Below are 12,622 nucleotides of genomic sequence, written 5' to 3' on the forward strand. Positions count from 1 at the left end.
TTGGACGCTTTGGTCACGTCATCCCTCCCTACGCAGAAGTGTCAGTCGTTGGTCGGCGGGGACCTGGGGCATGTTGAGCACATGGGCCACCGCCCGGGAGGGCTCGAGGCGCACGTAATTGCCTTGGCCCCAGTGATATTCGTCTCCGGTGATCTCGTCGCGCACCCAGAACCGGTCCTGCTGCTCCATCCCCAGCGCCGCCATGTCCAGCCACAGCGTGCCTTCCTCGGGTCCGAACGGGTTCAGGGTCACCACCACGAGCACCTGGTCACCGGTGACCGGATCGAACTTGCTGAACGCCAGCAGTGCGTCGTTGTCGATGTGGTGGAAGGTGATGGTGCGCAACTGTTGCAGCGCGGGGTGCAGATGCCGGATCTCGTTGAGCCGGGTGAGGAACGGCTCGAGGGATTCACCATCGGCCAGCGCGGCGTCGAAATCGCGGGGCCGGAGTTCGTACTTCTCGGAGTCGAGGTACTCCTCGCTTCCCTCGCGGACCGCCCGGTGCTCGAAGAGTTCGTATCCGGAGTACACCCCCCAGGTGGGACTCATGGTGGCGGCCATGACGGCGCGGATCGCGAACATGCCCGGACCGCCGTGCTGGAGGCTTTCGTGGAGGATGTCCGGGGTGTTCACCCACAGGCTCTGACGCGAGTAGTCGGCGTGCTCGGCGATCGACTGGCCGAACTCGGTCAACTCCCACTTGGCCGTCCGCCAGGTGAAGTAGGTGTAGGACTGCGTGTAGCCCAGCTTCGCCAGACCGAACAACCGTGCGGGACGGGTGAACGCCTCGGCCAGGAACAGCACATCGGGGTCGATGTTCTTGGCCTCGCCGATCAGCCAGGCCCAGAAGTTCGGCGGCTTCGTGTGCGGGTTGTCGACCCGGAAGACCTTGACGCCGTGCGACATCCAGAACGAGACGACACGCAGCACTTCCTCGTAGATGCCCGCGGGGTCGTTGTCGAAGTTGACCGGGTAGATGTCCTGGTACTTCTTGGGCGGATTCTCGGCGTAGGCGATCGTGCCGTCGGGCAGCACGGTGAACCACTCGGGGTGATCCCGAGCCCACGGGTGGTCCGGAGCGCATTGCAGCGCCAGATCCAGTGCCACCTCGAGGCCGTTGTCGCGGGCAGCTGAGACGAACTCGTCGAAGTCCTCGATGGTGCCCAGCGCGGGGTGCACCGCATCGTGGCCGCCCTCGTCGCTGCCGATCGCCCACGGGGAGCCGACGTCGTTGGGTCCCGCGGTGACACTGTTGTTGCGTCCCTTGCGGTGCACCTTGCCGATCGGATGTATCGGTGGCAGGTAAGCGATGTCGAAGCCCATCCTGGCAACCCTGGGCAGCGCCTTGGTGGCTGTGGCGAATGTGCCGTGCACGGGATTGCCGGCGCTGTCCCAGCCGCCGGTGGATCGTGGGAAGAACTCGTACCACGAGCTGAAGCGGGCCAGCGGACGGTCCACCCACACACCGTGCTGGTCGCCGCGGGTGATCAATTCCCGCAGCGGGTACTGATCCAGCAGCTCGGTGACATCGGGTGCCAGTGCTGCGCCGGCGCGCCAGAACGGATCGCCCGGCTCGCGCAGCCTTTCCGAGGCCGCGATCACCGGGTACCGCATCTGACGGGGGACACCGGTCGCGGCGCGCTCCAGCAGTTCGGCCCCGACCAAGAGGTCGTTGGACAACTCGCCTTCGCTCTGACCGGCTTCGAGTTTTGCGATCACGTTCTTGCGCCACGTGGCGATCGGATCGCCCCAGCCATCGACCCGGTAGGTCCACAGCCCGACGGCGTCCGGGGCGAACTGACCGTGGAAGACATCGGGGGTGCGGCCCTGAACCATCGGTGCGGTGATCGGGCGGACTCGAGGGGTGGGCTTGACCACATCCTGGATCGGCACCGGCTCAGGTGCGCGCACCCGCCCCGGCGGGTCGTCGGCCAGCGGCGGATATCCGGCCCCGTGATAGCGCACCACCAGGGTGGCCGACACCGCGTCGTGGCCCTCCCGCCAGACCGTGGCGGTGACGGGCACGACCTCGCCGACGACCGCCTTGGCGGGAAACCGTCCACCGGACACCACCGGCTGAACGTCATCGATCTCGATACGACCGGCGGTCACTTGGCTTCTCCCTAGCACTCAGAACATCCCGCGCGGCACAGGACGCACGTGTTGTTGTCTGGTCTCGTCGGCTGCGGCACACGCAGTCTTTGCGCCTATACCCACCGTAGTGCGAGGCTCAATCACGCGCGGGACAAAGCGCAGCACACCGCGCTGCTGGTGCGAACCGAGCTGCACCACGTCGAACGTCAGTAAGGTGGGCTCGCGTGAAAGCTCTCCGCCGGTTCACCGTCCGCGCTCACCTTCCCGAGCGGCTGTCCGCGCTCGAGACGCTGTCCGTCAACCTGCGGTGGTCCTGGGACAGACCGACCCAGGAGCTCTTCGAGGCCATCGATCCGGAGCTGTGGAAACGGGTCGGATGCGATCCCGTGGCGATGCTCGGGCAGGTCAGCCCGGCGAGGGTCGAGGAGTTGGCCGCCGACGAGTCGTTCGTCCGGCGACTCGACGATCTCGAGGCCGAACTGCAGGACTATCTCGACAGGCCCCTGTGGTACCAGCAGCTGGCGGAGGGGAACGGCGCGCCGGGCGACGGACACGATCCCTCGGTGCTCCCCAGGGGCGTCGCGTATTTCTCGATGGAGTTCGGTGTGGCCGAGGTGTTGCCGAACTATTCCGGGGGCCTGGGGATTCTGGCCGGCGATCATCTGAAGTCGGCTTCTGATCTGGGACTGCCGTTGATCGCCGTTGGGCTGCACTACCGATCGGGATACTTTCGCCAGTCCCTGACCGCCGACGGGTGGCAGCACGAGAGTTACCCGTCGCTGGATCCCCAGGGTCTGCCGCTGCGGCTGCTCACCGATGCCGCGGGGAAGGCGATCCTGGTCGAACTGGCCCTGCCCGACGGCGCGCAGCTCTCGGCGCGCATCTGGATTGCGCAGGTGGGGCGAATTCCGTTGCTGCTGCTCGATTCCGACATCCCGGAGAACGAACACGAGCTGCGGGGGGTCACCGACCGTTTGTACGGCGGCGACCAGGAGCACCGGATCCGGCAGGAGATCCTCGCCGGCATCGGCGGGGTGCGGGCGATCCGGGCGTTCACCGAGGTCGCGGGACTTCCGGCGCCCGAGGTCTTCCACATGAACGAGGGGCACGCCGGATTCCTGGGCGCGGAGCGCATCCGTGAGCTGATCGAGGCAGGGCTGGAGTTCGACACCGCGCTGACCGTCGTCCGCTCCTCGACGGTGTTCACCACCCACACCCCGGTCCCCGCAGGTATCGACCGGTTCCCGGTCGAGATGGTGGAGCGATACTTCGGTCCGGAGCCGGGAGGCGCGGGTTCGCGGCTGTTGCCCGGCGTGCCTGTGGACCGCATCGTGGCGTTCGGCGCCGAGGACGACCCGGCCAAATTCAACATGGCCCACATGGGGCTGCGGCTGGCGCAGCGCGCCAACGGTGTCTCCCTGCTGCACGGGCAGGTCAGTCGCGGCATGTTCAACGATCTGTGGCCCGGATTCGATCGATCGGAGGTGCCGATCGGCTCGATCACCAACGGCGTGCACGCGCCGACCTGGGCGGCGCCGCAGTGGATGGAGCTGGGACGCGAGGTGCTGGGCAGCGCTGACCTGACCTCGTTGCGTGAACCCGGGACGTGGCAGGCAATGCAGGAGGTCGACCCCGCTCGCATCTGGTCGATCCGCTCGCGACTGCGTGAGGCGTTGATCGAGGACGTACGGGCCCGGGTGCGCCGCTCGTGGCTGGAACGGGGTGCGGCCGAGGCCGAACTCGGCTGGATCGCAGCGGCTTTCGACCCGGGCGTGTTGACGATCGGATTCGCACGCCGAGTGCCGACCTACAAACGTCTGACGTTGATGCTGCGGGATCCGGAGCGGTTGACGAAGCTGCTCCTCGACGACGACCGGCCCCTGCAGCTGATTGTCGCGGGCAAGTCCCATCCCGCCGACGACGGCGGCAAGGCGCTCATCCAACAGGTGGTGCGTTTCGCAGACCACCACGAGGTGCGTCATCGCATCGCGTTCCTGCCCGACTACGACATGTCGATGGCCCGAGAGCTCTACTACGGCTGCGATGTGTGGCTCAACAACCCATTGCGTCCGCTGGAGGCCTGCGGCACATCCGGCATGAAGAGTGCTCTCAACGGTGGGCTGAACCTGTCGATCCGCGACGGCTGGTGGGACGAGTGGTACGACGGCCAGAACGGCTGGGAGATCCCGACCGCCGACGGGCTGGCCGACGAGGAGCGGCGCGATGACCTCGAGGCATCCGCACTCTACGAGTTGCTCGAGCATTCGGTGGTGCCGACGTTCTACGACCGCGACCACCGCGGTGTCCCGACCCGGTGGGTCGAGATGGTGCGCCACACCCTGCAGGTCCTGGGTCCGAAGGTGCTGGCGTCGCGGATGGTGCGCGACTACACCGAGCAGTACTACGTGCCGGCGGCGCGGTCGCTGCGGAAGACGATCGAGCCGGGGCACTCGGGAGCCGAGGAGTTCGACGATCCATTCGGCTCAGCCCGTGAACTCGCCGACTACCGCCACCGTGCCGAGCGCGCCTGGCCTCAGATCCAGATCACCGATGTGGACAGTTCCGGGCTCCCCGACACGCCGTTGCTGGGATCGGAGCTGACTCTGGCCGCGCAGATCCACCTGGCCGAGCTGCGGCCCGACGAGGTGACCGTTCAGGCGGTGCTCGGGCGCGTCGACTCGGGAGATGTGCTGTTCGAGCCCGTGACCGTGCCGATGGCGTACGCGGGCACCGCCGACAGCGGCAATACGATCTTCACAACGACCACACCGCTGTCCATCACCGGTCCGGTCGGCTACACGATCAGGGTGCTGCCCCATCACCGGCTGCTCGCCGGCGACAACGAGCTCGGTCTCGTCACGCTCGCGTGAGGATCACCGGAACCGCTTGAAGCAGCGTTCCGTGTCGCCGACGACACCGACCCGGAACGCATCGATCCTGGAGAAGCCCGACGGCACCGACTCGCCGTTGACATCACCGGCCACCAGCCCGTTGGTGAGAATTCCGGACACCGCTTCGTCGATGTCGCCGGCGGTCAACGCGATGGTGTTCCCGTCGGGGGTGGTGACGTCCTTGCTCATCTTGACCGTGGCCACCCCGGTGAGGCAGGCGGTCCGCAGCGCCGCCGCGGCGGTGTCGAGTTGGACGCCACCCCGTTCGTGCTGGATCGCGAGCATGTACCGCGAGACGAGCACCGAGTAGGCGACGTTGTCGCCGGTGGCCAGGTCCGCACCGTCACGCTGCTCGTCCTGAGCGCCCAACTCCTCCAGACCCGGCAGGTCGACGACGATGGTGTTGGTGGCGGGGCAGAACGATGCGGGCGGGCTGGGGCGCGCGTCGGCGCAGTCCTCGGCGTCGGCGGCCTCGAAGCTCAGGGCCGGGGGACCGGAAGGCTCGAACAGGATGCCCATGGCGTCCACGATCGAGCGCACCGAATCCTCGGTCACGGGGAGCTCTCCGGTCTGGTCGGTGGGGAGCAGCACGGGCAGGTTGCCGCGGCGCTGGCCGATCTCGCGCAGGTCGATCGCCGCGCACGCCGACGGGCCGTCGGTGAAGCCGAACTGGAACGCCGAGACCCGTTCGAAGGCCGAGCCGTGCTCGTCGTAGCCTGCGTCGGGATCATCCTCGTTGAGCAGCGGGTCCCGGAACGAGATGACACCTGCCAACACGTTGTTGAGCCCCTCGCCGGTGCTCAGGCTGAAGCGCGGTGAACTGTCCTCGGCGACCCACCGCATATAGGCCCCGGAGAGACAGTCGGCCTGCTGCTCGCCGACCAATGTCGGTGTGCCCTGCTTGGAGATCCCGGCCTGGCGCGCGACCGCGTGGCCGTACTCGTGGGCCAGCACCATCACCACCCCGATGTCGCCGTGGGCGCGCTGCAAGCTGGGCAGTAGCTCACCGCGGTCCCAGCCGATGGTGCGGTCGGTGTAGCAGAACCCCGCGTTGACCAACCCGTAGGTGCCATCCCCGCAGAACTCGCCGTCGAAGCCGCTCGCGTCCCAGGAGACCAACGCCTTCGCCGGAATGAAGTCATCGTCGAACGCATCCGGGTAGGCGCCCTCCCAGTACTGCTCGATGTCGCTGATCGAGCTGCCGGCCAGTTGGTCCATCGCCCCGCCGTCGGTGCCCTCGACATCGCGGGACGGACCCTCGGCGTTGGCCCGCAAGCCCGTGGGCCCGTCGGTGGCAGGCATTCCGGCGACCTTGAACGGATCGTCGAACACCGACACGGGTTTGCCCTGCAACGTGGCCGAACACGCAGTGCCGATCAGCACCGAACACGCCGCGATCGCGGCGCCCACGAGGTGTCGTCGACTCATGGACGCCGCCTTTCGGAGGTCACTCGGCGGCCTGGGCGGCCCGTACCGGAACGTCGCCCTCAGGATAGTGAACCCACCGCGGGAATCGCGCGTCTCGCACGCCGAACGTCCCTCAGGACGGCGGGTCCGCAGCGCGGAGCCGCTTCAGCGCCGCCCGTACCGACGCCCCATCGGTGGTCGCCCAGAACGGGGGTAGCGAGGCACGCAGGAAACCGCTGTAGCGCGCCGTGACCATCCGCGAGTCCAGCACGGCCACGACGCCCCGGTCGTCGATTCGACGCAGCAACCGACCGGTGCCCTGGGCGAGCAGCAGTGCGGCGTGACCGGCAGCCACGGCCATGAATCCGTTTCCGCCCCTTGCGGCGACGGCGCGCTGACGTGCGGTCAACAGCGGGTCGTCGGGGCGCGGGAACGGAATGCGGTCGATCAGGACGAGCGACAACGACGGACCCGGCACGTCGACGCCCTGCCACAGGGACAGCGTGCCGAACAGCGAGGTCTGTTCGTCGTCGGCGAAGCGCGCCACGAGCGTCGAGGTGTTGTCGTCGCCCTGACACAGCACCGGCGTGTCGAGGCGCTCGCGCATGATCTCCGCAGCCGCCTTGGCCGCGCGCATCGAGGAGAACAATCCGAGCGTCCGTCCGTCGGCCGCGGTGATCAGGGAGGCGATCTCGTCGAGTTGTTCGGCGGAACCGGTGCCGTCGCGCCCGGGTGGCGGCAGGTGGGCTGCGACGTAGAGGATGCCCGATTTCGCGTGGTCGAAGGGCGAACCCACGTCGAGCCCGCGCCACGTCTGATCGGATCCTTCGCCGCGGTCCAGGCCCCACGCCGTGGCCATCGCGTCGAAGCTGCCGCCGATCGTCAGCGTCGCTGATGTCAGCACCGCTGTCGAGCGCCCGAATAAGCTGACGCGCAACAAATTTGCCACCGAAAGTGGAGCCACGCGGAGCATCGCGCGGGCGCCGGAACGACTGTCCTCAGTGTGCTCGACCCACACCACGTCCCCGCGGTCGGGGATGGCGGGTACGAAGGAGTCCAGTATTCGTGCTGCGGTGTCGCTGACATCGGAGAGCGACGTGACCGCTTCGGTGCGTGCCGCGGCGGTCTTCGGGTCGTTGGGCGCTGTGTCGATCCCGGTTCGGGCACCGGCGGCCGCATCGCGCAACACCGTCAGATAACTCGCCATCTCCTCACCGAGCACATCGATGCGACCGGCGCGGGCGTCGAAGAGCGCCGAGGAGAACGTCGCGGCCGCGCCCTCGAGTCGTTGGGCGACGTCGGGTTCGACCACCCGGGCGGCGCGCCGCAGCGCGATGCCCAGTGACGCCGCGGACAACTCGGCGGTCGCCACGCCGGTGACCCTGTCCACGAGTTCGTGCGCCTCGTCGATGATCAGCAGGTCGTGTTCGGGCAGCACATTGGCCTCGCCGATGGCGTCGATGGCCAGCAGGGCGTGATTGGTGACGACGACATCGGCGTGGCCGGCACGATCGCGGGCGCGCTCGGCGAAACAGTCGGTGCCGAACGGGCAGCGCGACACCCCGATGCACTCCCGCGACGACACGCTGACCTGCGACCAGGATCGGTCCGGAACCCCGGGGGCGAGCTCGTCACGGTCGCCGGTCTCGGTGTCCGACGACCACTCGATGAGCCGCTTCACGTCACGTCCCAGAGCGCTGGCTGCGACCGGCGAGAAGAGTTCGTCCTGCGGCATATCGTCCGGCTCGGTGGCACCCGACTGCGAGCCATTGTGGATTTTGTTGAGGCACAGATAGTTTCCGCGCCCCTTCAGAAGCGCGAACTCGGGGCGGCGGGGGAGTTGTCCCACCAGGGAGTCGGCGAGCCGGGGCAGGTCACGGTCGACCAGTTGTCGTTGCAGCGCGATCGTGGCCGTGGACACCACGACCGGGCGGTCGTCGCTCACGGAATGGGCGATCGCGGGCACCAGATAGGCCAGCGATTTGCCGGTGCCGGTGCCGGCCTGTACGGCGAGGTGTTCGCCGCGCTCGAACGCGTCCGCCACCGCCTGCGCCATCACGATCTGGCCGCTGCGCTCGGCACCGCCCAGCGCGGTCACCGCCGTCGCCAGCAGTTCGGTCACCTCGGCCGCTCGGTCAGCCACTCGTGCTCACCCGCCGCCGCGCGTCGGCGCGATCATCCGCGTCGGAATCGCCGGATCGCCTTTGGACAGCTTCAGGCCGTCCCACGGCAGGCTGTGCAGTGCCTGCGCGACGCGCTCGCGTGCTGGTCCCAGATCGAGGTCGGCGATCGGCTCGCCGCCGCGCATCAGCGGGATCGTCAGCTGCCGGGAGGTGAGCTCGGAGCTGGTGGGTGGCGGCTGCAGAGCCGGGTAGACGACCTCCTCGACGACGGTGCCCGACGCCTTGGCCAGCCGTAGCGCGCGCTTACGGCCACCGTGGGACTCCTTGTGGCTGCTGCGCTTCTCGACGGGGATGCCGTCGACCTCGACGAGTTTGTAGACCATGCTCGCCGTGGGCGCGCCCGATCCGGTGACCACCGAGGTCCCGACGCCGTAGATGTCGACGGGTTCGGCGCGCAGCGCTGCGATGGCGAATTCGTCCAGATCACCGGAGACCACGATGCGGGTGTCGGTGGCTCCGAGACGGTCGAGTTGCTCGCGTACCTGTCGGGTCAGCTCGCCGAGGTCGCCGGAGTCGATGCGCACAGCCCCCAGCTGCGGGCCCGCGACCTCGACGGCGTTGGCGACGCCCGCGGTGATGTCGTAGGTGTCCACGAGCAACGTGGTGCCCACACCCAGTGCGTCGACCTGGGCCGTGAACGCCGATTTCTCCCAGTCCGACTGTGTGCTGCCGGTGACCGTGTGCAGCAGCGTGAACGCATGCGCGCTCGTGCCCAGCGCGGGTACGCCGTAGCGGCGATGGGCCTCGAGGTTCGACGTGCCGGTGAACCCGGCGAGGTAGGCGGCCCGCGCCGCGGCCACCGCCGCCCATTCGTGGGTGCGCCGCGAGCCCATCTCGATCAGCGGGCGTCCGTCCGCGGCGCTGACCATGCGGGCGGCGGCCGAGGCGATCGCGGTGTCGTGATTGAAGATCGACAGTGCCAGCGTCTCGAGCAGCACGCATTCGGCGAATGTGCCGTGCACCGACAGCACGGGGGAGCCGGGGAAGTACAGCTCACCCTCCGGGTAGCCGTCGATGTCGCCGGCGAACCGGTATCCGGCCAGGTACTCCAGCGTATCGGCGTCCAGGAAGTCTTTCAGCGAGTCGAGCGCGGCGGTATCGAACACGAACGCCTGCAACGCTTCCGCGAACCGGGCGGTGCCGGCGGTGACACCGTAGCGCCGCCCCTCGGGTAGCCGGCGGGCGAAGACCTCGAACGTAGCCCGACGATGCGCGGTACCGTCCCGCAGGGCCGCGGCGAGCATCGTCAGTTCGTACTTGTCGGTCAGCAGGGATACAGGCAGACCCGGGGACGAAGCCCGGGGCGATCCAGTCACCGTCCAACCGTATCGGTTCGGAGCGCCTTCGAAGCAGCATGACGTCCCCGGTATTCTTGGCCCATGGTCACGCCGGCGAAGGCCCGTCCGGGAACCCGCGAGGATCACGACGTCGCCACCGTTCCCGAAGAAGACGTCGCCACGGACTCTCCGTGGGTCACCCTGGTCTGGGATGATCCGGTGAATCTGATGACCTACGTGACGTACGTACTACAGAAATTGTTCGGCTACAGCGAACCGCACGCGACAAAGCTGATGCTGCAGGTCCACAACGAGGGCAAGGCAGTGGTCTCGGCGGGCAGTCGGGAGTCGATGGAGGTCGATGTGTCCAAGCTCCACGCCGCGGGTCTGTGGGCGACGCTGCAACAGGACCGCTGAGCCGGCTGTGCGGAAATGGAAACGGGTGGAGGGCGCCGACGGTCCGCGGTTCCGGTCGGCCCTGGACGCGCACGAGGCGGATTTGTTGAGCAGCCTGGTGACTTCGCTGGTCGGGATGCTCGAAGACCGTCAGTCGTCAGCGCCGGTCGACGAACTCGCCGAGATGACCGGCATACGAACCGGCAATTCGGTTCCGCCACAAGACGATACGATGAAGCGACTGCTGCCCGACTTCTACCGGCCGGCAACAGAGCACCCTGCCGGATCGGGTCCCGCGGAAAGTCTCAACAGTGCGCTCCGCGGTATGCATGAACCCGCCATCATCGATGCCAAAAGTCAAGCCGCACAACGACTTTTGGATACAATCCCACGTGGTGGGGGAAAGTTCGAGTTGACCGAGGACGACGCGCATGCCTGGGCGTCTGCCGTCAACGACGTGCGCCTGGCACTGGGCACCATGCTCGATGTCGGGGCCGACATCCCCGAACGACTGCCGTCCGACCATCCGATGGCCGGACATCTCGACGTCTACCAGTGGCTGACGTTCCTGCAGGAGTACCTGGTGCTGAGCTTGATGGGTGGTTCGCGGTAGTGGTCGGCGCCATCACCGATGTGGCCGGTATCCGTGTGGGGCACCACCACAAACTCGACATCGACGCGCAACTCGGCACCGGCTGGGCGACCGGCACCACGGTCGTGCTGACGCCTCCCGGCACCGTCGGTGCTGTCGACGGCCGCGGCGGTGCGCCGGGCACCCGGGAGACCGATCTGCTGGATCCGAGCAACTCGGTGCGCCATGTGGACGCGGTGGTGCTCTCCGGCGGCAGCGCTTTCGGTCTCGCCGCAGCCGACGGGGTGATGACCTGGCTCGAGGAGCAGGAACGCGGCGTCGCCATGGACGGCGGCGTGGTCCCCATCGTTCCCGCCGCGGTGATCTTCGACCTGCCCGTCGGGGGTTGGCAGTGCCGGCCGAACGCGGAGTTCGGATATCTGGCGGCGTCGGGCGCGGGGACCGATGTTCCAGTGGGCACCATCGGCGCCGGGGTGGGCGCGCGGGCCGGGGTGCTCAAAGGCGGTGTCGGGACGGCTTCGGTGACGCTCGAGTCGGGGGTGACGGTGGGGGCGCTGGTCGTGGTGAACTCCGCCGGGGACGTCGTCGACCCCAACACCGGACTGCCCTGGCTGGCGTATCAGATCGATGAGTTCGGGCTGCAGCGCCCGCCTGCCGACCAGCTCGCCGCCTACGCCGATCGGCGTGGCGAGCTGAGCCCGCTGAACACCACCATCGCGGTGGTGGCCACCGACGCCGCGCTCGGCCCCGCAGGCTGTCGGCGAATGGCCGTCGCCGCGCAGGACGGTCTTGCGCGCACCATCCTGCCGTGCCACACCCCGCTCGACGGCGACACGGTGTTCGCACTCGCCACCGGTGCCATCGAGGTCGATCCGGACCCGACCACACCGGCGTCGATGTCGCCGGAAGTGCCTCTGATCACCGCTGTCGGTGCGGCCGCAGCGGACTGTCTGGCCCGTGCAGTGCTCGTCGGCGTGCTCGCCGCAGAAGCGGTGGCTGGAATACCGACATACCGTTCGATGTTGCCGGGAGCGTTCGTGTGAACGATTTTCGGGAAGGGAACAAGCGTTGTTGACGATTCGTGCCGACCTGGTCGACGCGATGGTCAGCCATGCCCGCGCCGACCATCCCGATGAGGCGTGCGGCATCATCGCCGGGCCCGAGGGAGCCGACCGCCCCGAGAGGTTTGTCGCGATGCTCAACGCCGAGCGCTCGCCGACCTTCTACCGGTTCGATTCAGGCGAGCAGCTGCGGGTGTGGCGCTCGATGGACGAGGCGGACGAGGTTCCGGTCGTCATCTACCACTCCCACACCGGCACCGAGGCCTACCCGAGTCGTACCGACATCTCCTACGCCTCCGAACCGGACGCCCACTACGTGCTGGTGTCCACCCGTGACCCCGACGAGCACGAGTTGCGCAGCTACCGCATCGTGGACGGCGTCGTCACCGAAGAACCCGTCACCATCGTCGAGCAGTACTGAGTAGGAGAAAACCTGTGCCCGATTCAGCCAACGTCACCGTCTCGATCCCGACCATCCTGCGCACCCACACCGGCGGCGAGAAGCGTGTCAGCGCCTCCGGCAGCACGCTGGCCGCGGTGATCAGCGACCTCGAAGCCAACTACTCGGGAATCACCGAGCGCATCGTCGACGGCGAGAAGTTGCACCGGTTCGTCAACATCTACGTCAACGACGAGGACGTCCGCTTCTCCGGCGGCATGGACACCGAGATCTCCGACGGGGACTCGGTCACGATCCTGCCCGCGGTCGCCGGCGGGTGAG

10 protein-coding genes are annotated in these 12,622 nt (G+C 67.9%); 6 read left to right on the top strand and 4 right to left on the bottom strand.

Going from position 1 to position 12,622, the window contains the following annotated elements; all coding sequences use genetic code 11:
- Window positions 1-18 precede the first annotated feature (18 nt).
- The gene (locus WA965_RS27950) at window positions 19-2,112 is read right to left on the bottom strand and encodes a maltotransferase domain-containing protein (protein ID WP_526302847.1); all 2,094 of its coding nucleotides are present in this window, start codon (window positions 2,110-2,112) and stop codon (window positions 19-21) included.
- 206 nt (window positions 2,113-2,318) lie between these two features.
- On the opposite strand from WA965_RS27950, the gene glgP reads away from it, so the two are divergent.
- Window positions 2,319-4,964 (top strand): alpha-glucan family phosphorylase, encoded by a 2,646-nt coding sequence (glgP, locus tag WA965_RS27955; RefSeq protein ID WP_526302848.1) that lies wholly within the window; start codon window positions 2,319-2,321, stop codon window positions 4,962-4,964.
- 3 nt (window positions 4,965-4,967) lie between these two features.
- Here glgP and WA965_RS27960 read toward each other — a convergent pair whose 3' ends face one another.
- The 3 genes from WA965_RS27960 to WA965_RS27970 all read right to left on the bottom strand — a co-directional run bounded on the left by WA965_RS27960 (window position 4,968) and on the right by WA965_RS27970 (window position 9,819).
- Window positions 4,968-6,413, bottom strand: coding sequence for a neutral zinc metallopeptidase (locus WA965_RS27960; RefSeq protein ID WP_526302849.1), 1,446 nt, complete (start codon window positions 6,411-6,413; stop codon window positions 4,968-4,970).
- A 112-nt stretch (window positions 6,414-6,525) separates the two neighbouring features.
- Entirely contained in the window at window positions 6,526-8,535 is a 2,010-nt protein-coding gene (locus WA965_RS27965) for an ATP-dependent DNA helicase (protein WP_526302850.1), read from the bottom strand.
- A gap of 6 nt (window positions 8,536-8,541) precedes the next feature.
- On the bottom strand, window positions 8,542-9,819 hold the full coding sequence (locus tag WA965_RS27970) for a nicotinate phosphoribosyltransferase (protein WP_526302865.1): 1,278 nt from the start codon (window positions 9,817-9,819) through the stop codon (window positions 8,542-8,544).
- Between the two features lie 135 nt (window positions 9,820-9,954).
- Between WA965_RS27970 and clpS the strand changes: the two genes are divergently transcribed.
- Genes clpS through WA965_RS27995 form a run of 5 tightly spaced genes read left to right on the top strand, consistent with a single transcriptional unit; the run spans window position 9,955 to window position 12,621 of the window.
- Complete coding sequence (gene clpS / locus WA965_RS27975) at window positions 9,955-10,269, top strand: ATP-dependent Clp protease adapter ClpS (protein ID WP_178357187.1); 315 nt, start codon at window positions 9,955-9,957, stop codon at window positions 10,267-10,269.
- Window positions 10,270-10,276: 7 nt separating this feature from the next.
- A complete protein-coding gene (gene aosR / locus WA965_RS27980) occupies window positions 10,277-10,861 on the top strand; it encodes an oxidative stress transcriptional regulator AosR (RefSeq protein ID WP_526302851.1) in 585 nt (194 codons plus the stop codon).
- The gene (locus WA965_RS27985) at window positions 10,861-11,883 is read left to right on the top strand and encodes a P1 family peptidase (protein WP_526302852.1); all 1,023 of its coding nucleotides are present in this window, start codon (window positions 10,861-10,863) and stop codon (window positions 11,881-11,883) included. Before aosR ends, WA965_RS27985 begins: the two co-directional genes overlap by 1 nt.
- 25 nt (window positions 11,884-11,908) lie before the next feature.
- The gene (locus WA965_RS27990; protein ID WP_178357184.1) at window positions 11,909-12,322 is read left to right on the top strand and encodes a M67 family metallopeptidase; all 414 of its coding nucleotides are present in this window, start codon (window positions 11,909-11,911) and stop codon (window positions 12,320-12,322) included.
- Between the two features lie 14 nt (window positions 12,323-12,336).
- Window positions 12,337-12,621 (top strand): MoaD/ThiS family protein, encoded by a 285-nt coding sequence (locus tag WA965_RS27995; protein ID WP_178357183.1) that lies wholly within the window; start codon window positions 12,337-12,339, stop codon window positions 12,619-12,621.
- The last annotated feature ends 1 nt before the right edge of the window (window position 12,622 follow it).

Origin of the sequence: Mycobacterium sp. (assembly GCF_049683935.1) — a bacterium.
In the GTDB taxonomy this organism is placed as follows: Bacteria; Actinomycetota; Actinomycetes; order Mycobacteriales; family Mycobacteriaceae; genus Mycobacterium.

Bases quoted from the DNA above. Each gene is read 5' to 3' on its own strand.
- WA965_RS27960 (WP_526302849.1), bottom strand. From the start codon at position 6,413: ATGAGTCGACGACACCTCGTGGGCGCCGCGATCGCGGCGTGTTCGGTG.
- clpS (WP_178357187.1), top strand. From the start codon at position 9,955: ATGGTCACGCCGGCGAAGGCCCGTCCGGGAACCCGCGAGGATCACGAC.
- WA965_RS27970 (WP_526302865.1), bottom strand. From the start codon at position 9,819: ATGCTCGCCGCGGCCCTGCGGGACGGTACCGCGCATCGTCGGGCTACG.